Source organism: Rhodococcus sp. IEGM 1351 (assembly GCF_030056875.1).
Taxonomy (GTDB): domain Bacteria; phylum Actinomycetota; class Actinomycetes; order Mycobacteriales; family Mycobacteriaceae; genus Rhodococcus_F; species Rhodococcus_F opacus.
The window spans coordinates 1-26,957 of sequence record NZ_JASHKU010000029.1; the positions used below are offsets into that span (position 1 = coordinate 1).

Genomic DNA, 26,957 nt, shown 5'->3' on the forward strand with positions numbered 1-26,957 from the left:
AAGGCCACGAAAACTCGAGCCGACACGCCGAGCTAACAAAGTACTACTAGGGCTCGGACGCGGCGCCACAGACAATGACCTTCGCCTGACGCTCTCCGGCCTCGAGGCCGCCACCGCGATAACCCGTTTACCTCGTCGCGATGACCCGATCAATCAGGAGGGCGCATGCGCCGCGAAATCTTCAGCAAAAAACACGATTCGTTTCGCACTGTGGTCAGGCGATTCGTCGATGAGCATATTGCACCCGAATACGACCTATGGGAGAAAAACGGCCGGCCGAGTCGTCGCTTCTGGCGCGCGGCTGGCGAACTCGGCATCCTTGGGATCGGAGTACCTCCCGAGCACGGCGGAACCCCCGATACGACTTTCACTCACAGTGTCGTAGTCACCGAAGAGATCCAGCGTCAATTCTTCGCGGTTGGCGGATTGAGGGTACAGACCGACATCTGCATGTCGTATTTCCTGCATTACGCAGACGAGCAGCAGAAGCAGTGGTGGCTACCCAAGCTCACGAACGGGGAGTACGTGGCGGCACTCGGCCTGTCGGAACCCGGATCGGGCTCGGACCTGAAATCGATGTCGACCCGCGCGGAGCGAGTAGGGGATCACTACGTCATCAATGGCGCAAAAACTTTCATATCTAACGGCGCCAGTGCGGACCTTGTCATCCTTGCCGTGAAGACCGACCCCTCTGCCGGGCGACACGGAATAAGCCTGATCGTCGTCGACACCACATTGGAGGGATTCGAACGAGGACGAAGCCTGGACAAACTCGGATTGAAAGCCCAAGATCTAGCCGAGCTATCGTTCACCAACGTTCGAGTGCCCGTCGAGGACCGCCTGGGTGAGGAGAACAGGGGATTCGAATACCTCATGTCGAATCTTGCACAAGAACGACTCTCGATCGCTGTCAATTCACAGGCAGCAGCCTCGGCGGCGCTCGACCATACTGTTGAACTGCTCGCCGGCACCTCACCCAGCCAACATACGAAGTTCGAACTGGCCGCCTGCGTGGCCGAGATTGCGTCCGGACAAGCCCTCGCTGACCGCGCACTCGCAGAGCTTGAGAATGGCACATTGTCTCCCGCGGATGCTGCGACCACGAAACTGTACTGCACTGAACTACAAGGCCGTGTAGTCGATCGGTGCTTGCAGCAACTGGGCACAGCGGGATACACCCGCGAATGCAACATAGGCCGTGCGTATCTCGATGGCCGAGTCAGCCGGATCTATGGTGGGTCGAGCGAAATCATGAAGGTCATTATCAGTCAAACGTTGGCTCTGTAGACCACACGCCGAGCAGGTCCCGACACCCATACAGGAAACGATCGTTTATGGAAGACAGGTTTCGCTGCTAGGCTTGGTGTTGCCTTCCGGCGGTCTTTAGACCTCGGCGGTGGCTTGCGCCAGAGATGCAGACCGATGCCGATGACGTCCCGACATCCCGAGAAAGACGATGAATATGACCACGCTCGAAACGACGGATTCTGCTGTTCTCACTCGATTGTTGCAAGAGCGCCGGAGTTGCCGAGGATTCCTGGATCGTCCTGTCCCACGACCTGTAGTCGAACAGATCTTAGATCTTGCGCGACTTTCCCCGTCGTGGTGCAATACTCAGCCCTGGCACGTGTTGGTTACTGACGGTGCCGGGACCGAACGTTTCCGGAAAGCGCTGTCGGCGCAGGCTGCAGCGGAAGAAATGACTCCAGACTTTGCGTTCCCCGCCCGGTACGCAGGCGTATATCAGAAACGGCGTCGTGAATGCGGCGTGCAGCTGTATGACAGCGTCGGAGTAGCCAGGGGCGATCGAGAGGCCTCAGCAAAGCAAGCAGCACGGAACTTCCAGTTATTCGGCGCTCCACACACAGCAATAGTGACGACAACCGCGGATTTGGGTGCTTACGGCGCCATCGACTGCGGACTCTACGTTCAAACGTTCCTCCTCGCAGCGCAGAGCCTTGGCCTAGGTGCGATCCCTCAGGCCGCACTTGCGGCACACTCCTCGTTCATTCGTGAACACTTCGCACTTCCCACTGATCGGCTCGTGGTATGTGGAATATCGTTCGGTTATCCGGATCTCGAGCATGCCGCCAACGGCTTCCGGACTACGCGGGCAGACCTCACCGAAACCTTCGATTGGGTCGACCGATAGGCTGAAACATAAGCGGTCAACGACGCCGGACGGGTTGGACTCTCACGCTCCCGTCCAGCGTTTTGCTACATCTGACATCCGGTTGATCAGCGAGCATTTGTCTCGTATGCACTCGAAGCTGCTATCTCGGACGGGTGTTCACCACCGTCCACTCGCGCAGGCACCGCGCCGAGGCGTGCGTACGCGATCTGCAGGATCTAAAACAAGCGAAAGCGACCGGGAAAGTCAGGCGGCGGGCGTGACGTCGAGAGTCGCAAGCCCCGCGAGCGCGATCTCGGTCAGTACAGTCGTCGCCCGGTGCGATCGTCGTCCCCCGACGGGTCGCACTGCCTCCGACATGAGCAGCGCATGAACGCCGCGAACTGCGGTAATGACGTCGGCGTCGCTACGGTTCGGGTAGCAGCGCGATACACACTCGACCCACAACTGTACGTATCCGTGCTGACGGCGCTGGTAGGAACGCCGGTACGGCTCTGCCAGGGACCGTTGCTCCCTCGCCCAGATGGCTGCGAGTCGGTGGCGTGAGTTCGCGAACTCCAGGTGCGCACTCACCAAGCCGGACAGTTCCAACCGTGGGTCCTCGCTCGGGATCGGGATCAGCGTCAGCAAGCCGTCGATGGCCTGATCGAAAAGGACGGCTAGGATCTCGTCTTTGCTATCGAAGTGTCGATAAATTGCCGACCCACTCACTCCAGCCGCTCTGCCGATTTCGTCGACTCCGACACCATCGAAGCTGCGCTGAAAAAACAGCTCTTCGGCGGCATCGAGTATCTGCTGATCGCGAGCCATGCACTAAGTCTACAACCTTCCGAACACTTACATACACGACCGTTCACATTTATGATGAGGCAGTTGACCAGTCCACGGAGCGTCCGTACACCAAGCGGGTCGTCGGAGTGTGCTCGAGGCAGGCACCCACGATCCTAGGCGGCGGGCACGCAGGCCGACCCACCACTCGTTTCAAGTGTGAGCGCTGGATTCGGTCGAGCCTCCGGTTTACGCCACCTCACTCGAGATGGTCTGTTGAAAGTCCCGATCTACATATTCGATCGGTGTCAGGTAATCGAGTGCGGAAATGTAGCCGGCTGCCGTTGCACTAGTGCACCACGTAGCCGATTCGTGTTCGAGTTCGTCCCACCCTTTCAGCATTGGGTAGCGGGCCGATGAGCTCGGTCTTGCACAAGCCGATCGCCGATTCCATGAGTCCTGTCGAGGGCGTCGCCGAGCTCCCGATGGATCCGACGATGCCAGCTTCCTGCAGCCCTGCAGATAGGCCAGCGATGTTGACTTTCCGCGAGGTGTTGTACCAAATATGGTGCTGTACAACGTCCTCCGCTATTACGTCGGGTGACAGAGCTCGGTCGAGCACCGATGTGCCCAGTGGGGTGTTTGCTGGTGTCACTCGCTAGCCGACGATCCGGCGGGAGAAGACGTCGCAGTAGAATGTGGTGTCAGAATCCCGACAATGACCAGGTGAAGTTGGCTACATACCACCGGTCAGGGCGCGACGGTGCCGACCATTCGCGTCCGATCAGGATGGTTCGGTTCGGGCCGCGGACGATGCCGGCCACGCGCATCAATCGTCGGATTTTGTGGCGTCTGACGTCGTGTCCCGCCCTTGGGTTGCATGCCAGAGTTTGCGGATGCCGTAGACGCCGCAGGGTCCGATGCAGGTCGACCAGGGCGTTCGCCGTTTAGGCATCGTGCAGGTCGGCAGCGGAGGCGTGTCCGTGCTGTTAGCCGCGTGATAGTTGGACGGGCGATGTGGCCACTACTTGCGCTCATCGATGTAGTCGATGATCAACGCGTCGACGGCCGACCTCTGCCGCCGCGAAACGCATTCGCGGTCCGCAGTAGGTCATTGACTTTCCGCAGAACACGGACGTATTCCGCAACTTACGATTCTCCCGCTGGAGTTCGGCGATTCGGCGCGCGTCCTCGCTGGGCGAGCTCGGGCGCCCCACACCGTCGTAAATTTCGGCCTCTGAATGAACACTGGGATGCTCGACGACTCGTTTGATTCTCGACGCACATCGACCGCCGTCCATGTCACACGCTCACGAACCCCGGCCACCTGCCCTGACTCTCATCCTCCGGGCCACGGGAGTCTCGGTAGATCCAGGACTCTTCAGAGTGGCGTCAGTGGGAACGCGAGATTCGCGTGGGCTCTGAGCCCCGCGGGTGGGTGACCCGACGTTCCTGGCCCACCGACCTGGACGTGACCAGCCCGGGCACCGAATCGGCTCCCGTTCCCTGAGGGTGAGAACGGGAGCCAAAGTGCTGACGTGAAGAATTGGTGAACGGTCCTAGCGTGGTTGATCGTGACCAGCGGCAGTTCTCGCGATCGTCGGACGCCGCGACTTCGGCGTCGGCGGCGACCTGGAGTGTCTAGCGGAAGTCCATCCAGTGTCCGTGCGGCGTCCACCCCATCATGAATGGCAACTCGATCTTGCAGATCGGCCCCTGCGTGATGTCGTGTGTGTCGAAGATTTGGAACTCGCCCCGCTTTTCCGCCCACCACGAGACCGGAACGATAATGTACCCGTCTCCCTCCGGTGAGTCCTTGTGTCGTGGGGCGAAGGTTCCTTCCAGAACGGCTGCGGGTTCATCTGATCGGATCTGAAATTCCTGATCCGACAACGTCTGCATATCGGTGACGACCAGGCTGTTCATCTTCATGCCACCCTTTTTGACGACGCCGCCGACCTGGTATCCCCAGCGGTAACCCTTCCCGTAAAAGCGCTCGTCGACTTTCGGCAGCTCCGAGGGACGGTCCGACAACTGTTCGGATTTCGCCTGCCCGGTGTTCAGGTCGATGGTCCAACGGCCCAACGCGCTTTTAGCGATCGAGAAGAACAGTGCGACGTCGTCACCCGCGGCGAAGTCTTGCTCGAACGGGAATGGAGGTCGGTTGAAAATAGGTCCGTCCAGAGTGAGAATATTTCCGCTCACATTAGCCGACAGGGTGTGCATGATGTACTGCGGTTCAATGTCCGTGGTGATGTACCGGACTGGTGCCGCGGGGTCGTGGCGGGGGATCAGCGCGATCACAATGGGGAGTTCGGGGTCCCACCCGAAAACGGAGAGTTCGCGCTCGGTGATGCGCTTCTTGTCGATCAACATCGGCTGGAACGGCATCACCATCCACTCCGGAGTGAGCCAGATATCATGTGCGACAGTATTGTACGGCGCGTCCCACAGTTCACGAGACTCGACTGCACCGTCCGGATGTACCACGTGCACGGTCACATAAGGCGCCGTGTCGCGGTAAGCCCACCCGTAGAGAACACCCGTCTCATGGTCCCACTTCGGGTGTGCAGTGAAAGAGTTGTCACCGAATGCTGTCGGAGCATGAATTCCGGGTGACAACTTCGGGGACCAATTGACGATGCCCTTGGTTTCGAGCGTGATGGGATCAAGTGCGATCGGTGGACCGCCCTGCTCACCCGACGCGACCATCTCGCCGGCAAAAGGAAAGATGTTGACGTTATTGGTCCCTTGGGGAACTCCGCAGGTGTACTGGTCTCGTTTGACGTCCCCATAGCCATACGTGCGCCAGTCGTGCCAGTCGCCGTCGGTCCACTCGAACATCCCGCGTCCATGCTGCTCTTCGAGTTGGTACTTCGGAGTCCGAACCCAACGATTCCGGAAGTCGGCTCGCCCGTTCTCGAGGACGAGACCCTGGACCATACCGTCCATCCCCAAGAGCCCGTTAGTGCCCTGCCGGGTGGGCCGCTTCCACGTCGGGCCGGTGCGGTAGAAGCCACCAGCCAAGTCCTTCGGGATTTCGCCGTGAGTGACGATGCACTCGTCAACGGTGGCTTCGAAGCGCATCGGCTGGAACGGCCCCGTGAGCCTAGCCTCCTGCGGCAGGGGGTAACCCATGGCGTCTGGTCTCCTCGTAATCGAAATTGTAGGCGGATGACCCGTCGGGCCTCCTGTTGTTGCTCTCCACTGTAGTACGACTCATCGCAAAACGTAAACGGTCGTTCTCGCTCCTGTCGTCACCTGCGCGGCATCGCCATCAGCCGACACGAAAAGTAAGCACCGCTACCGTCGATGCACCATGTTTGCGGTGCTATTGGGATGGACGAAGCGACCCACACCTGCCGCAGGTCCAGAGATGGTGCTCAGAAGTCGAACTTCGTACCAGGCGCGAGAACGAACGTTTACGTATGGGGTCGGTCGGACACCAGATCGCTCATCTGTAGGACGTCAACTAACGGGAACGTCACCCCGTGGATGGGACCTGCAATGCAGTCTGCCTGGTCGCTCGTCACCAGTGCGCCTCTGATACGCGCTTGCGCGGGACATGTCTGGCGATCGGCCACGACCGAGCCGCTTTTACCGACAGCAGATTTCCGATCTCGCGGTCCCGATCAGCGAGTACAAACCCGCAGACCTACACTCGATACCGACCGGTTGCGTTTCACTCGACCAGTCGTACCTGAGGTAACGGGTGCATGCAGCAAAGTGGGCTGCACGCAGGATCTGGGATCCCCACGTTCGGTCCACCCGGCAGGGTGATTTGAGCGCGCATGGCTGACGGCTCGCCTGCGCCGAACGGGTCGGCACAGGCGTCACCTGCAGTGGCCTTCTCCGTTTCTTACGGATGGTTATCTCAGTCGGTCATCGTGCGCGGAGCCCCATGGTGCCGGTAATGATCTCACGTTGGATCTCGTTTGTGCCCGCCCAGATGGGAGTCACCAGTGCCCGCCGTACGTGGCCCTCCATGTCATATTCTGTGGCGTAGCCGTAGCCGCCCATCATCTGCATCCCTTCGAGAGCCACCTTCTTCGCGGTCTCGGATGTCTTGATTTTGGCCATTGATGTCAGGCGGGTGAGCTCAGGACCGGTTCCGCGGCCCACCTCGACACGTGCTGCGGCGTCGTAGGTGATCAGTCGTGAGCACTCGACCTCAATAGCCAAGTCCGCGATGCGATGGCTGAGTGCCTGGAAGGTTCCGATCGAACGACCGAACTGCTTCCGCTCCTTGACGTAAGCCACCAGATCATCGAGGGCGCGTTCGGCGATGCCCAGGGCATAGGCGGCGCCGATCAACCGCTCGCCGTTGAGTCCCGCCATGACCTGCGGCCATGCCTTTCCGACGGTACCGACAACATTCTCTTCGGGCACGAACACGTTAGTGAAGTAGAGATCGTTGACCTCCTTGCCACCCATCGTGCTGATAGGGCGAATTTCAAGCCCTTCACTGTCGGCGGGAATCTCGAACATCGTCAGCCCGCTGTGTGGCGAATCCTCATAGCTGGTGCGGGCCACCAAGAGGATGCGGTCGGCGATGTGGGCATTGGAGCACCACGTCTTCATTCCGTTGACCACGAATCCGCCGTCGTGCTGCTTCGCGGAACAAGAGATGCCACCGACATCCGAGCCTGCCTCGGGTTCGGAAATCGAGATCGACATGACGTGGCCTTCCGAGATGGCGCCCAGCACGTCCCGCTTCTGTTCCTCCGTGCCGTACCGCAGATAACAGCCGGCCACGGTGCCTGTCGAACCAGCAGCGTAGATCGGAAGCAGCCCTTTTCGGGTCTCTTCGTGGAAGATGCACTCGTCCACGAGCGTGCCACCCGACCCGCCATATTCTTCGGGAATAGCCACGCCCGTCCATCCGAGCCGTGCGACCTTTTCGTAGATCTCCTGGTTGTGGGTGTCCGCGCCCCCGTCCGTCAATGCATCACGCTGTTCCCGGGTGCCGGCCTCGTGTTCGCAGAAGTCCCGGATAGCGTCCCGGAATGCGCGCTGCTCGTCGGTGAACACGAACCCCTGTGTTGTCGCGGTCATGTTTCCTCGTTTTCAGTGGTGGCAGGTTCGAGGTGGTAGTCATTCAGGTCCACCTCTCGAGTGCGCCGCCAGTACGCGACGTACTCCCAGGGGCTGGTGCCGACGATCCGGCCGCTGCGGTTGCGGTAGTAATTCGTCACACTGGGGTGTGTCCACACGGTCTTGGCGAGTGCGTCGTCGACCTGTTCGTTGTAGTCCTGATGCACATCTGGGCGGACCTCGACAACGACGTAGTGCTGCTCGAGCATCGCCTTGATCAGTTGCATCAGGTAGCGGACCTGCATTTCCGTGGTCAGGAATGCGCTGCCCCCGTGCCCGGTGCTGGTGTTCGGCCCGAACAGCATGAAGAAGTTGGGGAAGTGCGGAACCGACATGCCCAGGTAGGCGCGGGCGTCGTCCTCGCCCCACACGTCACGAAGTCGTTCGCCGTCCCGGCCGACGACTTCCATCGGGCCGAGGATCCGCAACGTTTGAAAACCGGTAGCAAACACGATCATGTCGACGTCGCGTTCTTGCCCATCGTGACCGACCAGTGTGGAACCTCGTATCTCACGGAGTCCGCCGTCGAGGAGTTCGACATCGTCCCGGCGCAGGGTGCGGTACCACCCGTGGTCGATGAGTGGTCGCTTTCCGTAGGCAGGGTACTCCGGGACCGACGCGGCGATCAGGTCGGGGCGTCCGTCGAGTTCAGACTCGATGTACTTCGTGAGGAAGCGCCGGTGTGCGGCGTTGACCTCGTTGACGGCGAACGCGGGATCCGGGTAGGACTCGTCGATCTGCAGTGCCGGATGGAGGCGGTCCCCAAAGCGCCAGAATTGGCGGAGTCGATAGAACCCCGCGTAGTACGGCACATTTTCGAGCAGCCACTGCACCTCGGATGTGACGGCGCGTCCGTGGTTCGGATGTGGAACTGCCCATTGACGAGAACGCTGATACACCAGCACGTTACTTGCCACTCCGGCGAGGGCCGGGACGATCTGCATGGCACTCGCTCCGGAGCCGATCACGGCGACACGCTTGCCGGTGACATCCAGGTCGTTGCTCCACTGCGCGGTGTGGACCGCGCGCCCCGGGAAGCTCGCCAGCCCGGGGATATCTGGAATGCTCGGGCGGTTGAAGTGCCCGACTGCGCTGACGAAGACCGGGGCGTCGAGAACCTCCTCGGAGCCGCCGCTACGGCGGACGTGGATGCGCCACCGCTTGTCCTCGCCGTCCCATGCCGCCTGAACTACCTCGGTGCCGAACTCGATGTTGTCGTAGAGGTTGTGCTCGCGCGCCAGATCGACGAAGTAGGCGTGCACCTCGTCCCGTTTCCCGAAGTAGGTGCTCCACTGTGAACTCTTCGCGAATGAGAACGAGTACAGGTGGCTCGGTGTGTCGACACCGCAGCCGGGATACCGATTCTCCAGCCACGTTCCTCCGACCTCGTAGTTCTTCTCGAGGATGGCGAAAGGGACACCCGCGGCCTTGAGCATGATCGCGAGATTCAACCCGGCCATACCCGCACCGACGATGAGCACCCGAAAGTCGGTTTTGTCGGTGGCGCCGGCGATCTCGACCTGGCGGCTGACGGTACCCATCTCCTCGGCGAGTAGGTCCGCATACGAGACGGGGACCTCCTCGGCGAGCGATATTCCCAGCAGTTCGACCAACTTCTCGGGCGTAGCGGGTGCCGTCGGCGGGAGTTCTTCCGTTTTCCACGCGGAGATCACCTTGAAGGCCGCGTCCCGGATCTCGTCCTGGACCGCGGGGGGAAGTCCGGCGTCGTCGTGATCGCTCAATCCACGCGCCGGTGTCGGTCGATACGGCGCCTCCAGCCACCGCTGGTCGCCGGTCAGTTGATGCAGCACCAATAGCAGTGTCGGTAAGTTGGCAACCGCGAGTGCTTGACGGAGTTCATCGGCGAACGCCGATCCCGCGGCGGCTGTGGATTCAACGGCTGACGACATGGCACCTCCCGGTGTCGTTGCCAGATCCCGACCTGGTGGACTGGGCGCAGGGCTCTTTCACCGTTGCAGGCTTCGGCATACTCTTCAACTCATCGTCGACAGTCACGATTGTTTCACTTCCTGGATAGGGTTATCAGGCGCGGGCGCCGACGGCACTGGTCTCTTCGGCCGCCCGGGCGATACCTCCGAACGTGTCGAGGATGTTCGCGAACGCGTCCTCGCTCTCCTCTGCCTCGATCGGCGGAACGTACGGGGTGTGCAGTACGAGGTGGTCGATGACGCCCTCGTATTGGGCGAGCTTCTGACGTGCTTCCTCTGGGGTGCCGGTGATGCTGAGTGTCTCGACGAGTCGGTCATCGGTGCGTTCGAAGGCTGCGATGCCTTCTCGGGCGAAGTTGCGGCGCAACTCCGTGACTGCGTCCTCCAGACCGTGCATAGCGGCCACCTGTGCCCCGGCGGGGTGGGTGGCATAGAAGCCGACCTGTTTGCGGGCTCGGCTCATTGCCAGCTCCCGGTCGGGGGACACGCTGCATACCGCTTCAGCGCAGATCTGGACTTCGGAAGGGTCGCGGCCTGCCTTCTTCGCCCCGGCTTCGAGGTGCGGGCGCACGAACTCGTTCACGTACTTGGTGGTGGCGAAGTAGCCGATCCAGGCGTCGGCCTTCTGTCCGCAGAGCTCGACCAGTTTCGGTCCCATGGCGGCCAGTGCAATCGGAATCGATGTCCGGGGTAGCTCGCGTTCGCCCCACGGATTGATGGGCGGTGCGACAAATTGGTAGTGCTGACCGTCGAGCGATTCGGACTTTCCTGTTGCGAGGTATTCCCAGGACAATCTCAGGACGTCGATGTACTCGGACAGGCGCCCGAGTGGGTGCTTCGCGTCGGTGGAGTGAAAGGCGCGGAGAAATTCGGGGACACCGGTTCCGATTCCGAAAAACATTCGGCCACCTGATATGTCGTCGATGTCGGCGGCGGCATTGGCGGCTTCGAAGGGGCTGCGACTGAAGGCCGCAGCGAGACCGGTGCCCAAGGTCACCCGTTCGGTCGCCAATGCGGCAGCTGTCATCAGGTTAAAAGGATTGCGGTAGACCTCGTATCCGAAGACTGAGTGGAACCCGGCCTCCTCGGCGCGGCGCGCCTTCTCTCCGACCGACGCGATCGGTCCTGTTCGGCTGGGCAGTGTAACTCCGATGTGCATATTTGATCTCCTGGTATAGGTGACATCGGGTTCGCATCAACTGCGCCCGGCGTCAAAGGTTGCTATCAGCTGGTCTGCCGCAGATCTGCCGGCACGAGACCGCCGCCCGCGTAGAGCAGTTCGATGTCGGTCGCGTACTTCGACTCGATAACCCGTCGGCGGAGCTTGAGCGTTGGGGTAACTTCGTCACTCCCGGGTACCCACGGTGTGTCGACGACGACGAATCGTTTGATCTGCTCGACGCGGGCGAGCTCGTTATTTGCCCTGGCCACTGCCGCAGCGATGATCGCGGAGATATCCAAGTCGGAGTTATTGCTCTGGCTCAGCTGGCTCCGAATGTCCGGATCGGGGGCGATGACGGCGACGTTGTACGGCCGGTTGTTGCCCACCACGCAGGCGGAACCGATCAGTGGATGTGCCTGGGTGAGCTTCGATTCGATGCGCGAGGGAGACATGTTCTTGCCGCCCGCGCTGATGATGATCTCTTTCATGCGGTCGACGATTGTGACGTTGCCCTCATCGTCGATGCGGCCGATGTCGCCGGTATGGATCCACCCTTCCGCATCGATGACCTCGGCAGTTTTCTCGGGTTGGTTTCGGTAGCCGCGCATCGTGAACGGGCTCCGCATCAGGATTTCTCCTTCCTCGGTCAGCCGAAGTTCCACGCCCGGTAGCGCCTTGCCGCACGTGCCAACTTTGGAATCGCTGGGTCGGCCGAGAGCGCCGAGCGCTCCACCTTCGGTCTGCCCCCAACCCTCGACGAGGGGCAATCCGAGGTCGATCCAAAACTGCACCAGTGCAGGAGGTATCGGAGCACCGCCGGCAATGGCCACCCGAACCTGATCGAATCCGAAGCGCTCCAGAATGTCGGCCGCTGTGGTGCCGTCGGCCAGCATCGTCTTGGCCACGCCGCGGAGTTTGTCGAACAGCCGCGGCGGTGAGAAGAAGTAATGCGGATGCACGGCCTGCACCGTCTCCACGATTTCCCGTGGGCTCGGTGCGCACACCACCTCGAATGCCCCGGGAATCGCGCGGTAGTGGCTGAGCATCCGCTCGGCCAGGTGTGCATACGGGAAGCACGACACGACGCGGGCGCCGCGCAGGGTGCCAATGGCCTCGTGCAACCCGTAGGCGTTGCCCAGGAGACCCCGGTGGGTCAATTCGACGCATTTGGGGGTACTGGTGGTGCCGGAGGTGTAGATCAGCAGCGCGAGGTCATCTTGGGTCAGTGACCGCCACCTACCCTCGAAGTCGAAATCCGCCGATCCCGCGGCTATCACCTTGCGAAGCGACAGCGTTCCCGGATGCTCGCCATCGATGAGAATGATCTGCAGATCAGGGCATTCCTCACGCGCCGCGAGCGCGAGCGAGACGTAACTCATTTCGGTGAACAACACCGCAGCCTCGGAGTCCTGCATGGCCCATGCAATGTCCTTGGCCGGCAAGGTTTGGTACACCGAGAGGGTTGCCGCGCCGAGATGAAGAGCTGCCAGATCGGCGGGAAAGAACTCGGGTCGGTTACCGAGCAGATAGGCAACGGTGTCACCACGGCCGATTCCCATCGCGGCCAAGCCTCGGGCGATGGCCTCGACCTGTTCCGCATAGGCGGCCCACGTCAGCGAGGTGCCTCCGTCGAGGGTTCGCACCGCGATCCAGTCGGGGAAGCGTGCGGCGGTGTCCTGGAAGACAGCACAAACCGACGGCTGCGCAAGAAGGTCGAGATCACCGATCTCCTCGAGTCTGCCGGTTTCCACCGGCGAGCTGGAGGAGATGGGGGCGGCGCCCGTATGCGTCGTCATCTGCAGTTTCCTTTCGGGTCCTCGTGCAATGGGGTGTAGTTGCCGATCACGGATCAGTGGGTGAGCTCGACGGTCGCTACTGCCTGCGCGCAGGGTCCGCGATCAGTCCCGAGGTTGATCTCGAGATCAACGAGGTATACGCCGCCGTCCTGGCGGCGGCCCGTCACGATGCCCTCGGCGTGCAACGTGTCGCCTGGATAGACCGAACCGCTCATCCGGAGTGCGCGACGGGCGATTCGGGTCCGCGGGCCCGCCCAATCGGTGACGACCCGGTCTGCGAAGCTGAGGAACAGGCTTGTATTGGCGAATATGTCCTCGTGGCCGTGCGCCCGGGCGTAGTCACGGTCGTAGTGGCCGGGAAACACATCCCAGCCGGCTCCGGCGTTGACAATGAGCCGCCGAACCGTGATGTCGAGCGACACGCGAGGAACGATGTCGCCCTTGTTGACATCCGTCCATGTCAGATCCCGCGGTGTCTCAGGCATTGCGATCTCCCACGCTGAACCGGAAGAGGACATTCGTCTGCGTCGCGACGATGTCGTCATCCTGGGTGTAGTACGTGGCCGAGGTGGTCACGAAGTGCCCGGTACCGAGCTGTGTCGTCTTCTCCGCGGACACATCGACAAGCTCCTCGACCATTTTCAGCCGATCGCCGATTCGCACCGGCCGGTGATAGGTGTAGTCGACGGAGACATTGATGATCGTGTCACCGGGTAGCGGAACCTGGGTCATCAGGATTTGCGGTGCCAGATGACCGCCCGAAGGTTCGCCAGGCGACCAAGGTGGGGGCACCACCCAATGCACGAGCATCGAGGGTGGACTGATGATGCTCCCCCACTGCGCGTCGGCGAACTCCTCGTCCCAGTAACTGGGGTTGGAGTCCTCGGCGGCCGAGGCGAAGTACTTGATCATCGCCTCGTTGACCGGCCCCGAGGACACCGAGACCGCAGTCATTCGGCCGACCAGCGCGCGGGCCTGGTCGTAGGATCCCATCACGAGTGACTGAGCCATACCGATCGACCTCAGTATGACTTCGGGAGTCCGAGCGTGTGCTCAGATACGTAGTTGAGGACCATCTCGGCGGAGACCGGGCCGATCTTCGTGAAGCGAGCGAGCCACCACACGTCTGTCAGTCCGTACTCGAGCGCCACACCGTTGCCTCCGTGGACCTGGATCGCGGCATCCACGCAGTGGATACCCGCTTCACCCGCGGCGTACTTGGCCATGTTGGCGGCCTCACCGGCCTCGGGTGAGCCGGCATCGTAAAGGGCAGCAGCCTTGCGCATCATCAGTCCTGCCAGGTCGAGTTCGATCTTCGCCTTGGCGAGGGGGTGGGCGACAGCTTGATGTGTGGCGATCGGGACTCCCCAGACTTGGCGATCCTTGACATAGGACACCGCCTTGTTCAGGGCATAGCGTGCGAGACCGGTGGACAAGGTCGCACCGAGAATCCGCTCGGGATTGAGACCCTCGAACACGATCCGCAGGCCCTTGTCCTGTGTGCCGATCAATTGGTCCGCATCGACCTCGACCCCATCGAAGAACAGCATCCACTGACCCTCGGGTGCGTTGACAGCAGTGGGCACGTATGTGTGCTCGAGTCCAGGAGCGTCAGGGTCGACGAGGAACAGGGACAGCAAGCCCTTGCCCGTCTTCTCGTCAGTGCCGGTGCGAGCCACCACCAAGATGGCGTCGGCACTGTCGACACCGGAGATGAACGTCTTGCGGCCGTTGATCACGTACTTGTCGCCGGTGCGTCGAGCGACCGTGCTCAGATTGTGCGAGTTGGAGCCGGCGTCGGGTTCGGTGATCGCGAAAGCGATCTTGGCTTCACCCGCTGCGAGCTTGGGCAGCCACGTGTCCTTCTGCTCCTGAGAACCGTGGCGTGCGAGGACGTTCGAGACGATCGCTGCCGAGTAGATGAGGGGAAACATCGGGCAGCCCGCGGCCGCGAGTTCTTCCGAGACGATCGCCAGGGACCAGATTCCCTGGCCGCCTCCGCCGTACTCGGTCGGCAGGAACGCGCCGAGATATCCGTTGTCACCCAGCTTCTTCCACAGCTCCGTTACGGGTTCGCGGGCACGAGTCTTTTCCATGAAGTACTCGGCGCCGAACTCGCCGGCGAGGCGTGCGACGGACTCGCGCAACAACCGCTCGTCGAAGGACGGCTGCAGGCGGATGATCGGTCCGAGGTCGTCGAGATTCTGATCGGCTGTGACGCTCACATGTTCCTCCTCGATTGCGGGATCTCAGTCCCGGACCGCTTCTGGTTTCGAGTGGTCTGAGTCCCTCTTGGACCGGTCGACATTGGCTGTCCTGCCCGGTCGAAGTGCGAATGAGATGAGCGTAACATTAGTAAACGACCGTTTCCAGTACCAATCGCCATGTGACTCACGACCTGCAGGGCCGCTCGCCTTGGCCTTCCTAGCTGGATAGACCTATTGATCAACGAGAAGATGTGGCTAACACTCTTGAGGGTGGCCATGTAAACGGTCGTTGCAATGCACCGTGGTGCGTGCTCAGATCAGCGAGTCGCGCACCGCTGACCATCGGATAACCCCACAACGAACGTCGGCGCACCAGGCGCCGCCAGATCAGGAGAAGTAATGGACTTCCAACTCAACCGCGACCAACTCGACCTGCAGAACCGCGCCGAAGCGGTCGGCGCATCGTTCCGAGGAGAGGCGCGGGAGTGGGACGAGTCCGACAATGCCCCCTACAACGATATCTTCGAGCGCATCCGGGCTGCGGACCTATTGGGTATTGCGATGCCAACCGAGTACGGCGGCCAAGGCGGAGGTGCGATCGAGTACCTCGTCGTGGTCGAGGCCCTGTTTCGCAACGCTCAGTCCTGGCTTCCTTCCGAGCCGGTCTTCTGCACCAGCGGCCCCGGCCCCTCGATGCTTCTCCTTGGTGATGCGGCCGTGAAGGAGAAGTACCTCCACGACATCGTCGCGGGCCGGCGAGCATGCAACATCGCACTGACCGAGCCTGATGCCGGCTCAGCGCTGACGCACCTCACGACCACGGCCGTTCGCGACGGACACTACTTCGTCCTCAATGGGACCAAGAGCTACGTCACCGGTTCCAATGTCAACGATCTCAACGCCACCTTCGTGCGCTTCGACGACATCCCGGGAGCCAAAGGCATCGGTGCCGTCGTCGTCGATACCGCCATGGACGGCGTCACGGTTCAGCGCGGACCCACCTTCATCGGCGACCGCGGCATCGCCCACGGAAACCTGATCCTCGAGGACGTGCGCGTGCCGGCGGAAAACCTCATCGTAGGGCCGGGTCAGTTCGCGCGGCTCATGACAGCCTTCAACCTCGAACGCCTGCACAATTGCGGATTCTGGCTTGGTTTCAGCCAAGCCGCCTACGATGAGGCCTCTACCTACGTTCAGCAACGCGAGGCCTTCGGCCGTCCGGTCGTGGAGTTCCAGGCCGTCTACCACACTCTCGCGGACATGTGGGTGCAGATCGAGGCGCTCCGCCTGCTCGCCTACCGAGCGGCCGCCGACGCAACCGACGGACGATTCCCCAGGCTCGCAGAGGTTACCCAAGCCAAGCTCTTCGGAGCCACGATTGGGCCACAAATCAGTCTGAAAGCACTCGAGCTGCACGGCGGATACGGGGTCACCACCGATTTCCCCATCCAGCGTATCCATCGCGACTGCGTCACCAACGTCGTCGCTGGCGGTGCTCCCGCAGTAATGCGCAACGGGGTGGCGGCAGGGCTGTTCCCCCACCGCAAATTCCCGCAAACCTAGGCCTGCGCGATAAACGTATTCCATGTCGCCTCGTGCCGACCCTGTCCATGGTGCACGTATCTTGAAAATTTGCCGTGCGGGGCGGCAAAGGGGTCCGAAACCTGCCCTCCCGCGGGGCGCGATTCCGCGATCGGCGACGGCGACGGCGACGGGGCTAGCTGTTTGTATCGGCGCGACTCCAGCAAGGACGGTGTCACCTTCAGGACCGGTTGAGTACGCACGCGCACGCGGCGCCCGCCGCGTTAGGTAGGCGCGGACCGAGATCTTTCGATCACGTTGGCGCCGCACATCGACTGCTGATCCGAAGTGCCTTCCGTGCCCTCCGGGACGATCTCCCAGCGGCGAGGACGGACGCGGCTCAAGATCCCGTTTGCGGCAGCGGCATACGCCCCTCACCGGCGAAGTGGGCGCTTTCTGCTATTAACGACTGTTTCCGGCGTGACAATACTGAATCTCCACCTCACCGCAGTTCTATTCAACGATCGTTTACATTACAGAGATCGTCATCTACTGTGATGGCAGTCTCATCTGCATAGGACTGTGATGACAGTCTCGGTACTTTTAAGAGAGAGGAGCAGGTCGATGACGTTTGATCGTCCGATCTACGGGCTCAGTCCGGGATCACAGTTGGCAGCGGAAGTTGTGTTCGGGCTTGGCGCGCTGCTGGCACTGGTGTACTGCGCATGGCTGGCCCGCAAGGAGGGGAAGATCTGGCCCCTGATGGTTTGGATCTCCGGGGCTGTCATGACTCTGTGGGAGCCGATGCAGAACATCGTCACTCACGTCAGCTACCCGGAGATCGGTCAGCACACGGCCTTCGAGATCTACGACCTGAAGATGCCGGTCTACCTGGTACTGCTTTACGTGACCTACTTCGGCATCACCGTGCCGTGGCTCATGAAGAAGATCGAAGAGGGCGTCACCGTTAAGTGGCTGATGAAGATGTACTTCGGACTCGTGATGTTTGCTGCGGCGTTCGAACCGATACCCGTCCATGTGATGGATTGGTACCGCTACTACGGCGAAAACCAGCCGCTCAAGTTCTTCGGGATCCCCATCTGGTGGTTCTTCGTCAACGCCATGGTAATCATCGGTGTAGCGATGATCTTCGCAGTCGTTCGCAAATACGTGCTGACGGCGGACTGGCAATCCGTAGTGTTCATTCCGGCCGGTCTCTTGGTCTGCGGCGGACTGCACCACAGCGCTGGCATCCCGGTCTACACCGCCATCGGCAGCGAGTGGACCAGCGCGGCCACCATTCCACTATCGCTGGTGACCTGCGGGCTGGCTATCGCCTGGGTCTACCTCCTCGCCCGTCTCGTCGCCAGTCCATCGACCGCGACCCCGGCTCCATCTGCAACCGATGCTGCCGACCGCACGGACGGCCCCGTGCGCGCGTAGTACCGACCCGCAAACCCATTTCCCCTCCTAAGCGAAACGAAAGGCATCACCATGACAACCGACGACGACATCAAGTCCGCCCGCGAGATTCGCGAGCGCCTCAACGAGAAGGCCCGCGCCTACGCCGCCCGTGACGTCGACCGGGTAATGGATATGTACGAAAACACCTCTACAGTAAGCGTTTTCGATCCCGGACCGCCGGACGAGTACACCGGCTACCAGGCGGTAACCGAGACTATCGGCAACTTCATCAACGGTGCCGAAACGATGGAGCTGACCTACCAGGGGGATAGCGCCCTGGCGTCCGGCGATCTCGGCACGGCGTGGAGCCTCGTGCGGATCAAGACAAGACTGAAGAACGGCGTCGATGTCGACGTCATCTGCAGGCAAACCAACATCTGGCGGCGTGTCGACGGAGTCTGGAAGGTCGTCCACGAGCACAACTCAGTCACAATGAGCCCCGAACAAGCCGATGCGCTGTTCAGCCAGGACCCCGAGCTGGCACAGAATCTGTCGGCATCCGCTCAGACGGAGTGACGACTCCCTCACCAAAGCAGACCTTCGGTGAGACACCTTGCTGTGTACCGGCCGATCACACCAGGGCCGGTACACAGCAATACCCTCCTACATCCGGCGCAGGCGCCACAAACTGGTCAGCACTCGAAATGCTAGCCAGTCCACCCACCCGCCGAGAGTCGACAGTGATAAACCGTGCGATCGCTCAGGAGCCGATCGACGCGGTCGATCCCTTGCCCATCGTGCGCATGTCCCTCTGTTATTAGAATCGGGCCGCAAGTTGTGAACGATCGCTCACTTTTGATGTACTCTCAGTGCCATGCCTGATATCGAGGTCGAACCGGGTGTCCGCATCCACGCTCAGACGGTAGGGACCGGACCGCCAGTAGTCCTTCTACACGGCTGGGCGTTCGACCACCGCATCTGGGACCGTCAGATTCGCGTTCTCGCCGAAGCCGGATATGCCACTGTCGCGATCGACCTCCGCGGCCATGGACGCTCCGACCGTCCGTACGGTGACTACACGCTTGAGCGACTTTCCCGCGATGTGATCACTGTAATCACGAAACTCGGCCTCACCGATGCCGCTCTGGTGGGCTGGTCACTCGGCGGTGTCACTGCTTTCAAGGTCGCGGTCGAGGCTCCCCAACTCCTCTCCAGGTTAGTCCTTGTCGGCTCGAACGGTGTCGCCACCTCCCGGCAAACCGGCTATGAATTCGGCTATCCGGCCTCGGCGCACCTGCCAAGTCTCCGTGTTGCCGAGCTCGCCGATCGGCTCGCAGCGCGACGGTCACTCATCCGCGGCGCATTCGCGGACGTGCCCGCCGACGCTACCGTCGAGTACCTGCTCGGGCAGACGCTCGACACTCCCTCCTGGGCAGGTGCAGCCACACTCGCAACGCTATTGAACGCCGATCTGGTCGCGGAGGTTGATGGCATGACGGTCAAGACCGTCCAGATCATCGGGGAAAAGGATCCGGTCTTTTCGCGGCGCGGCGCGGCGTGGCTCGCGGAACGACTCCCTCAACTCGGACAAGTGGTACTGCCCGGATGTGGGCACTACCCGATGATCGAAGCGCCTGACGCGTTCGATGACGCTCTGCTCAGTGCGGTGCGGGGAGCTGCACCGGCCAATCGCAGCGATTAGTACGCAAGCGATCGTTCACAGACATTTTGGAGGTCAGATGGTTGAGAGTGCTACGAGTGCGGCCCGAACGGTGGAAGGTCATCGTAGATCGTTGCTTGTGGAGCGCGATGATGTCGACGAGACGGTCGCGATCCTCACGTTGAATCGTCCGGAGCGGTTGAACGCGCTGAGCCTGGACCTTGTCCGCGAGTTGCGTGAGACCGTGCAACGACTCGACTCCGACACATCGGTCCGGGCTATCGTGCTCACCGGCGCCGGTCGTGCGTTCTCCGCTGGCGCCGACCTGCGTGCCGGCCCCAGCGACGCGGAGGAAGCCCTGCGTGAGTTCTACAATCCACTCATTCGTGCGCTCATGGATCTCCGCAAACCGTCTATCGCCGCGATCAATGGAATCGCCGCCGGCGCCGGCCTTTCGCTGTGTCTTGCGTGTGATCTTCGCGTGGCGTCGGCGACCACGACATTCCAGATGGCGTTCGTGAAGGTGGGCCTTGTCCCCGATGCCGGGGCGACATGGTTGCTCCCGCGGGCGATCGGGAGTGCAAGAGCGTCCGACATGGCATTGTCCGGGCGGTCAGTGACTAGCGCCGAGGGCCTCGCCTGGGGCTTGGTCAACCAAGTTGCGCCCCAAGGTGACGCACTTGCTCAATCTGTGGAGCTCGCTCGGCATCTGGCCGCGCTTTCCTCGACGACTGGTGCCATCGCACGCCTACTACGCGAGGGCGCAGCGCGAACCTTGGACGAGCAGCTCGATGCCGAATCCACTGCGCAGGGATTAGCGCAGCGTGGCCCGGACTACAGCGAAGCCAAACAGGCCTTCGCGGAGAAACGAACCCCGGAATTTCGGCGCGGATGACCGCCCATCAACCAAGACCTGCAGAGGCGATGAGCGAATCCGAGACTTTCGTCGCCCCGTCGATGTACGCAGAGGACTTCCCGCCGGGAGCAGTGTTCGCACTGGGCTCCTACAACGTAACCGAAGCCGAGATCGTCGAGTTCGCCCGCCAATGGGATCCGCTCCCGATCCACACCCATTCTGAGACCGCACAACGGAGCTCCTTCGGCGGGTTGGTCGCTAGCGGTGTACATGTGCTCGGCATCTTTCAACGCCTCCACGTCGAAGCACTGCTCGGCCGGACTGCGGTCGTGGCGGGGCGAGGAACTCGCGAGCTGTGGCTCCGTGCTCCCACGCGCGGTGGCGATATCTTGACCGCTTCAGTCGAGTTCGTTGAAAACTCGCCACGCCGCCGACGCGGTGACGCTGCCGTCACCCTGCGAGGAACCATGGTCAATCAACACGGAACCCTGGTATTCGAAATGCTCGGAGAGCTTCTCATCCAGAGCAGGACAGGGCCAAGCGCAGAGGGCTAGCGTGTGGTCTCTACGCAGCAGTAATGCTGGACGATTTCAGACCTACCCGGCAATGCGCCCGAGCGGAGCTGGATCAGTTCTTGGTTGGGTTCCTTTTATCGCGCAGTGCTTCCGTGTCTCTTGGAGACACGTGCGAGGTACCAACGCCGAGCCCGAGAGCGCCCCACTGGACCGATCTCGCTGTCCCCGAACTTTTTTCTCCTGACGTTCAACGGCGCCGCTGCACGTCTCGGTCTCCGATCCGTACCCAGTACACCGACGATGGTTGCGTGCAGACAGACCGAACTACAGCTATTACGTCAACGACCGTATACTTCTGCGCGGATTGCTGACTTCGTGTTGGCCAATAGTTGCATTTCAGATCGTTTTTTGCTCGACAAAGTGGCCGTTCATGCATCGACATAGGGGAGAACGATTGATAACATCTCAGGCATGGACACTGCCGCTGCTCTTCTCACGGACGAACAACAAGACCTCCGCGCGATGGTGCGTAAGCTCGCCACCGAGCGCTACGCACCGCACGCGCGACGGTGGGATCGTGAACGCGCCTTCTTCCCCAACGACGAGCGGCGCTATCTAGGTGATCTGGGCCTACTCGGCATCACACTGCCCGAGGAGTACGGCGGGGGCGGGCGCCCCCTGATGGACGCGCTGGTCGTGCTTGAAGAACTGGCCAAGGCTTCTCCGCTGGCGGCGTGGCCGACCTTCGAGGCGTCTGCCGGGCCGGCACGGGTCATCCACATGTTCGGAACAGAGGAGCAGAAGGCGCGACTGTTGCCACCTGTGGCGGCGGGTGATGTCACCATTGCGGTATCGATTTCGGAGCCAGGTGCGGGATCCGCCGCTACCGATGTCACGACCCGCGCAGTCGTAGACGGCGACGAGATCGTCATCGATGGTGCGAAACGCTGGTGTTCGGGTGCCGGACATGCGGAGCAGTACCTCGTGTACGTGCGGCTCGGGCCCGAAGCCGGCGGCAAGGGGGTGGGCGCCGTGATCGTCGACAAAGACACTCCCGGTCTCACGTTCGGCCCCCAAGAGGAGTTGATGGGGCATCGCGGCGTCGGCTCGGCCGATATGTTCTTCGACGGCGTACGAGTGCCCGTGGAGAACTTGATCATCGAAAAAGGCGGCTTCAATAAGCTTTTCACCGCGTTCTCGATTGAGCGCCTGGGTAACGCCACGCATTCGTTGGCGATTGGACAGGCCTGCCTCGATCGGACAGCAGCCTACGTGCAGGAGCGTCAGCAGTTCGGCAAGGACATCGCCGAATTCCAGATGGTGCAAGGCTCATTCGCCGACATGGTGATCGAGGTTGAGGCGGCGCGTTTGCTGATCCATCGTGCGGCCACGAACGCCGGATGCGGCTTTCCCGCTCCATTGGAGGCATCGGTCGCCAAGTGCTTCGCGAATGAGATGGCGAAGAAAGTTTCCGACCTCGCAATTCAGTTGCATGGCGGATACGGCTACTCCGCAGAGTATGACGTCGAGCGACTTCACCGTGACGCCCATGGGTGGGCACTGGCCGGGGGCACGACCAATATTCAGCGTATGCGGATCGCTTCGGAGTATCTTGGGCGCCGCTTCGATCAGCGTGCATGATTCTTACCGTCGAACGACACGAAAGGTTCCCAATGGATGTGAACATCTCGTCACAGACCGTTGATCTAACGAGGCGGCTCTACGACGCGCTTGCGGCACTTGACCTTGCCGAGCTCGACGCACTCTTGGATCCCGACTTCATCGGAGTACTCGCGGTAGGCATGCCGTTCGGGGTCGGCGGGGCACATTACGGCGCCGATGCGATGCGGCGTAACGGTTGGGGCGCCATCGGCCAGCACTACGTCGCGCGTGCCGAGCCTGAACAGTTTGCGCCGTTGGTGGACGGGCGACTGTTGGTCACCGGACGCTACGTGGGCCGTGGTCGACGCGGCGGGGGCTCTCTCGACGCTCCGTTCGCACACATCATTACAGTGACCGACGGCCGGGTGAGCGGGTTGGAGCAGTACACCGACACCGCGCGCTGGGTCGCCGCCGCTCCCCCGGCTTCCTCCTGAGGCAGAACGTATAGGCGCAGCAGGCGGTGGTCACGATGGTCCACCGCCGAGAAAGTGGGTCGGGACGCTGGCGCGGCGGGTCATCCTGTGTGGGTCGACTCACAGGGCGTCCCGCCTATCCGTCGTAGTGGAGGCCGAATTTGACGGACACCGGTGTGACGGCCCGGTACCTATAGGTTGCCGACAGCTGAGGCTTCAGCCGAGAACGTGATTCGTTAGTGCTGAGCCGGCGAAGAGGTTGAGATGTGTCAAGTCAACTGTTGGTCAGCCTGTAGTGTGCACACTTGTCCCGGCGAATCGCATTTGGTGGGGGTCCATTGATTCGTCCGGTCGGGGCCAACCCAGACCTGCGACGACGCACAGGTCGTGCACGGTGTCGACGTCTGCCCTCAGCGATGGCCATTCACCCGTCAGCGACACCGCACCCGACTCCCGATGAGCCAGGGCTGATCCCGCCCCAAACGAGGGCCGCAGCTCCTCACCACACGCCGAGAGCAGCAGTGTGGTTCCTGATCCGTGCCTATCCGCGCAGAACGCTCGCCTCCCGGCCGCGGCTGCGATGAACGAAGTAAGCTCGTGGTGTCGAAGTGCCGGGAGGTCAGCGAGCAACGCTCCCGTGATTGGTCCTCCGCCGTCGTCCCGCGCGGCACATACGCCATGCATGATTGCCGCGTTCACCCCGCCACTTGGTTCGTCCGTCACGGCCCGGGCGCCCAGCGATTCGACACTGGACGCAATTATCGGATCCGGGGTGACCACAACTACCGCGGCGACGGCGTGTGAGCGTATCGCTGCGGTAACTGTCGCGTTCACCATCGTGAGAACGAGTTCCTCGTGAGCGTGTGAACGTCCTCCGGCCGTCCCCCGAAGTCTTGATTTCGCAATGCTCAGAGATTTGACCGGAATCACCAGGTCGACTTGACCTCGATTCTTGATCGGACGGCTCTGCGACGATGGGTGTTTCATCAGATCACCGCCGGTGATCCTTGGCGGCAGGGGTCTTCGATGTTCGAGTAATTCGTCGTCCGGCGTCGTAGGCGCCGACCGATCCCGTGCACCAACGCTTCCAGGTTGGTCTCGTCGAGTTGCTGTCCGTGGGCTGCGCCGGCGGCGCGGCTGATGTTCTCATCCATCAGGGTTCCGCCGACATCGTTGACTCCAGCCTGAAGTAACTGCCGGACACCGTCGAGTCCAAGTTTGACCCACGACGCTTGTACGTTGTCGATGAGTCCGTCGTAGACGATTCTCGCGATCGCGTGCACCAGCACGACTTCTCGCCAGGTCGGTCCACGGCGCGCACCTCGTTTGAGGTAGATCGGCGCCGCCATGTGCACGAACGGCAGTCCTACGAACTCGGTGAAGCCTCCCGTCTCACGTTGGAGTTCGCGGGTACGGATGAAGTGCCGTGCCCAGTGCACGGGTTCCTCGACGGATCCGAACATCATCGTCACGTTCGACGTCAGGCCGATCGAGTGGGCGACACGATGGCATTCGAGCCATTCCTCGGTGTCGATCTTGTCCGGGCAGAGGATTGCCCGGATCTCGTCGTCGAGGATCTCGGCGGCAGTGCCCGGCAGCGACTTGAGTCCGGCATCCACCAAGCGCTGCAGGTACTTCTCGAGCGGTTCCCGGAGCCGCTTGGCTCCTTCGGTGACCTCCAGAGCGGTGAATCCGTGCACGTGAATGTCTGGGGCCGCCTCCTTCGCCGCGCGGCAGACGTCGATGTAGTAGTCACCGTCGAAACTGGGATGTATGCCGCCTTGCAGGCAGACCTCGGTGCAGCCGAGGTCCCACGCCTCCCGGACACGTGTCGCTATTTCCTGCAGCGTGAGGAGGTATGGTTTTCCGCGCAGGTTCAGCGACAGCGGTCCTTTGGAGAATCCGCAGAACGTGCATTTGAAGGTACAGACGTTGGTGTAGTTGATGTTTCGGTTCCGCACGAACGTCACATCGTTACCGACTGCCTGGGAGCGGAGATGATCGGCGAACTCGGCGATCTCGGCGACTTCACTTCCGCGTGCTCCGAACAGGGTGACGATCTCGTCTACACCCGGTTCCTGCCCCGAGGCGACACCGTCGAGGACGTCCGTGACGCGACCCCGGGACCCTCGTGTGCGGCTCGGCACCAGATCGACGGGTGTGAACTCGGCGCCGGAGCTCCAGACGGTGGAGCGTCGACCGATCTGGACTACTTCCGCCCCGGTGCCGACGTTCTTTGCGTCGGCGTGGCTTTCCGGGAACATCGCGCCCGGGTCGTCGCGGCCGAGCGATTCGGCGTCCGACCGGTCCATGACCGCGAAGCGCAGACCGGGGTCGATCCATCGTTCGGGGCGGCGCGAGTATTCGGGGTACACGGTGAGGCGGGGTGCGAGGAACTTACCGTGATGTTCCGTGACCTCACGAAGCCGGCCGAGCGACGGCCACGGCCGTTCCGGATTGACGTGGTCGGCGGTCACCGGAGACACGCCACCCCAGTCATCGATGCCCGCGTCCAAGAGCGAACCGAAGTCTTCCGACAGATTCGGCGGTGCCTGGAGATGCACGTCCGGCGGCAGGATCAGGCGGGCCATCGCGATCGTGCGAAGAAACTCGTCCTCGGGGCACGCCGGTTCGTTGCGCATCACGGTGTCGGGTTTGGGCACGAAATTCTGGACAATCACTTCCTGGACATGCCCGTAACGAATGTGCAGGTCAGCGATGGCACGCAAGGCCGTGACACGATCGCGCGGCGACTCACCGATGCCGACGAGTACGCCGGTCGTGAACGGAATCGCGAGTTTTCCCGCCGCCTCCAGCGTCGCCAGCCGACGTTTCGGAGTCTTGTCGGGTGCACCGCGGTGGGCGATCAGCGCCGGGTTCAACGACTCGATCATCATGCCCTGGCTGGGACTGACCGCACGCAGCTGAGACAGCTCATCCGACGTGAGAGCGCCGGCGTTGGAATGCGCCAGCAGACCCGTCTCCGTGGTCACCAGCTCACACATCGCGGCCAAGTAGTCGACGGTCGCGCCGTAACCATGATCGGACAACCATTCGCCCGCGACGGCGTATCGATCCTCCGGCTGTTCGCCCAGTGTGAACAGTGCCTCATGACACCCGGCCTGTGCGCCCTGTATCGCGATCGCCAGCACCTGGTCGGGGGTGAGGTACGGTGCCTCCACGCGTGCTGGGGAACGGGAGAACGTGCAGTAGCCGCACCCGTCGCGGCACAGTGAGGTCAACGGAATGAAGACCTTCGGCGAATACGTCACCCTCGTGCCGAACAGCGCGTCACGCACCGCGGCTGCCCGTTCCATCAGCTCCGGCAAAGGAAGAGCGAGAACGGCCGCGTCATCAGAGCACGCTGTCTGGACATCTACAGTCGGAGGTGTCACAACTTTCTGAAAATTCACTTCTTCTCGCTCACAATGCTTTACGTCGGCGATGCGGATTGGCTCCGGTGATCGCTTAGCGGTGGCAACTTGAGGCGGGGCGCCCCGGTGACGATCGCGCCTGCTGCCGGGATTCGTTGTTGGATGGTTCGGCGACGGTGGCGCGGGGTTGTGACCGGAGAGCATCGCTGTCATGACAGGCGGTGTTCGGCGGTACTGATTGCCTCGGGACCCGCCCGCCTCGGTCGGCGGACTATCGGACGTTGGAGCGCGACTATAGGTAGGTTTCTCGAATCCGTTGAGCGATTTGGAAATCGCATTCCGGGCTAGCAACTGCATACGTGAGCAGTTTGAGGAAGCGAACTTTTGTCATTCCGAACTTGACGAAGATCTCGTCCGAAGGCGCTCCACCGTATGGAGCCCACAT

Annotated in this window: 21 protein-coding genes; 10 read left to right on the forward strand and 11 right to left on the reverse strand. The window is 61.8% G+C overall.

Translation table 11 applies throughout. The annotated features are described in order from the left end of the window. Nucleotides 1-165 precede the first annotated feature (165 nt). Together QM806_RS34360 and QM806_RS34365 are read left to right on the forward strand one after the other, a co-directional pair. Complete coding sequence (locus QM806_RS34360) at nucleotides 166-1,287, forward strand: acyl-CoA dehydrogenase family protein (RefSeq protein WP_133984286.1); 1,122 nt, start codon at nucleotides 166-168, stop codon at nucleotides 1,285-1,287. A gap of 169 nt (nucleotides 1,288-1,456) precedes the next feature. Further along, nucleotides 1,457-2,152: a nitroreductase gene (locus QM806_RS34365; RefSeq protein ID WP_120660825.1), complete on the forward strand. Its 696-nt coding sequence runs from the start codon at nucleotides 1,457-1,459 to the stop codon at nucleotides 2,150-2,152. A gap of 225 nt (nucleotides 2,153-2,377) precedes the next feature. Here QM806_RS34365 and QM806_RS34370 read toward each other — a convergent pair whose 3' ends face one another. The 9 genes from QM806_RS34370 to QM806_RS34410 all read right to left on the reverse strand — a co-directional run bounded on the left by QM806_RS34370 (nucleotide 2,378) and on the right by QM806_RS34410 (nucleotide 15,080). Beyond that, entirely contained in the window at nucleotides 2,378-2,941 is a 564-nt protein-coding gene (locus tag QM806_RS34370; protein WP_283294339.1) for a TetR/AcrR family transcriptional regulator, read from the reverse strand. Nucleotides 2,942-4,540: 1,599 nt separating this feature from the next. Then, a complete protein-coding gene (locus QM806_RS34375) occupies nucleotides 4,541-6,037 on the reverse strand; it encodes a carotenoid oxygenase family protein (protein ID WP_133984290.1) in 1,497 nt (498 codons plus the stop codon). A 744-nt stretch (nucleotides 6,038-6,781) separates the two neighbouring features. Beyond that, on the reverse strand, nucleotides 6,782-7,954 hold the full coding sequence (locus tag QM806_RS34380; protein WP_120660822.1) for an acyl-CoA dehydrogenase family protein: 1,173 nt from the start codon (nucleotides 7,952-7,954) through the stop codon (nucleotides 6,782-6,784). After that, nucleotides 7,951-9,903: a flavin-containing monooxygenase gene (locus tag QM806_RS34385; RefSeq protein ID WP_166680598.1), complete on the reverse strand. Its 1,953-nt coding sequence runs from the start codon at nucleotides 9,901-9,903 to the stop codon at nucleotides 7,951-7,953. Before QM806_RS34385 ends, QM806_RS34380 begins: the two co-directional genes overlap by 4 nt. A 133-nt stretch (nucleotides 9,904-10,036) precedes the next feature. Then, nucleotides 10,037-11,101, reverse strand: coding sequence for an LLM class flavin-dependent oxidoreductase (locus QM806_RS34390; RefSeq protein ID WP_120660821.1), 1,065 nt, complete (start codon nucleotides 11,099-11,101; stop codon nucleotides 10,037-10,039). Between the two features lie 65 nt (nucleotides 11,102-11,166). Then, a complete protein-coding gene (locus QM806_RS34395; RefSeq protein ID WP_120660820.1) occupies nucleotides 11,167-12,900 on the reverse strand; it encodes an AMP-dependent synthetase/ligase in 1,734 nt (577 codons plus the stop codon). A 53-nt stretch (nucleotides 12,901-12,953) separates the two neighbouring features. Continuing rightward, nucleotides 12,954-13,385, reverse strand: a complete 432-nt coding sequence (locus QM806_RS34400; RefSeq protein ID WP_166680599.1) for a MaoC/PaaZ C-terminal domain-containing protein — start codon at nucleotides 13,383-13,385, stop codon at nucleotides 12,954-12,956. After that, entirely contained in the window at nucleotides 13,378-13,911 is a 534-nt protein-coding gene (locus tag QM806_RS34405) for an FAS1-like dehydratase domain-containing protein (RefSeq protein WP_133984292.1), read from the reverse strand. The genes QM806_RS34400 and QM806_RS34405 overlap by 8 nt, the downstream gene beginning before the upstream one ends. A gap of 11 nt (nucleotides 13,912-13,922) precedes the next feature. Beyond that, nucleotides 13,923-15,080: an acyl-CoA dehydrogenase family protein gene (locus QM806_RS34410; RefSeq protein WP_133986719.1), complete on the reverse strand. Its 1,158-nt coding sequence runs from the start codon at nucleotides 15,078-15,080 to the stop codon at nucleotides 13,923-13,925. A 426-nt stretch (nucleotides 15,081-15,506) separates the two neighbouring features. Between QM806_RS34410 and QM806_RS34415 the strand changes: the two genes are divergently transcribed. The 8 genes from QM806_RS34415 (at nucleotide 15,507) to QM806_RS34450 (ending at nucleotide 23,159) form a co-directional block, all read left to right on the forward strand. Further along, complete coding sequence (locus QM806_RS34415; RefSeq protein ID WP_120660817.1) at nucleotides 15,507-16,670, forward strand: acyl-CoA dehydrogenase family protein; 1,164 nt, start codon at nucleotides 15,507-15,509, stop codon at nucleotides 16,668-16,670. 582 nt (nucleotides 16,671-17,252) lie between these two features. After that, nucleotides 17,253-18,071: a hypothetical protein gene (locus QM806_RS34420; RefSeq protein ID WP_133984294.1), complete on the forward strand. Its 819-nt coding sequence runs from the start codon at nucleotides 17,253-17,255 to the stop codon at nucleotides 18,069-18,071. Between the two features lie 51 nt (nucleotides 18,072-18,122). Continuing rightward, nucleotides 18,123-18,608: a YybH family protein gene (locus QM806_RS34425; protein ID WP_120660815.1), complete on the forward strand. Its 486-nt coding sequence runs from the start codon at nucleotides 18,123-18,125 to the stop codon at nucleotides 18,606-18,608. A gap of 298 nt (nucleotides 18,609-18,906) precedes the next feature. Then, nucleotides 18,907-19,734, forward strand: a complete 828-nt coding sequence (locus tag QM806_RS34430) for an alpha/beta fold hydrolase (RefSeq protein ID WP_120660814.1) — start codon at nucleotides 18,907-18,909, stop codon at nucleotides 19,732-19,734. 97 nt (nucleotides 19,735-19,831) lie between these two features. Beyond that, complete coding sequence (locus QM806_RS34435) at nucleotides 19,832-20,587, forward strand: enoyl-CoA hydratase/isomerase family protein (RefSeq protein ID WP_259465789.1); 756 nt, start codon at nucleotides 19,832-19,834, stop codon at nucleotides 20,585-20,587. A 29-nt stretch (nucleotides 20,588-20,616) separates the two neighbouring features. Beyond that, nucleotides 20,617-21,102 (forward strand): MaoC/PaaZ C-terminal domain-containing protein, encoded by a 486-nt coding sequence (locus tag QM806_RS34440; RefSeq protein WP_166680601.1) that lies wholly within the window; start codon nucleotides 20,617-20,619, stop codon nucleotides 21,100-21,102. Nucleotides 21,103-21,534: 432 nt separating this feature from the next. After that, complete coding sequence (locus tag QM806_RS34445; RefSeq protein ID WP_120660811.1) at nucleotides 21,535-22,704, forward strand: acyl-CoA dehydrogenase family protein; 1,170 nt, start codon at nucleotides 21,535-21,537, stop codon at nucleotides 22,702-22,704. A gap of 32 nt (nucleotides 22,705-22,736) precedes the next feature. Continuing rightward, nucleotides 22,737-23,159, forward strand: a complete 423-nt coding sequence (locus tag QM806_RS34450) for a nuclear transport factor 2 family protein (protein WP_166680602.1) — start codon at nucleotides 22,737-22,739, stop codon at nucleotides 23,157-23,159. A gap of 264 nt (nucleotides 23,160-23,423) precedes the next feature. Here QM806_RS34450 and cofC read toward each other — a convergent pair whose 3' ends face one another. Both cofC and cofH read right to left on the reverse strand, forming a co-directional pair. Beyond that, nucleotides 23,424-24,125: a 2-phospho-L-lactate guanylyltransferase gene (gene cofC / locus QM806_RS34455; protein ID WP_133984296.1), complete on the reverse strand. Its 702-nt coding sequence runs from the start codon at nucleotides 24,123-24,125 to the stop codon at nucleotides 23,424-23,426. Continuing rightward, a complete protein-coding gene (cofH, locus tag QM806_RS34460; RefSeq protein ID WP_167113812.1) occupies nucleotides 24,125-26,455 on the reverse strand; it encodes a 5-amino-6-(D-ribitylamino)uracil--L-tyrosine 4-hydroxyphenyl transferase CofH in 2,331 nt (776 codons plus the stop codon). Before cofH ends, cofC begins: the two co-directional genes overlap by 1 nt. Nucleotides 26,456-26,957: the final 502 nt, after the last annotated feature.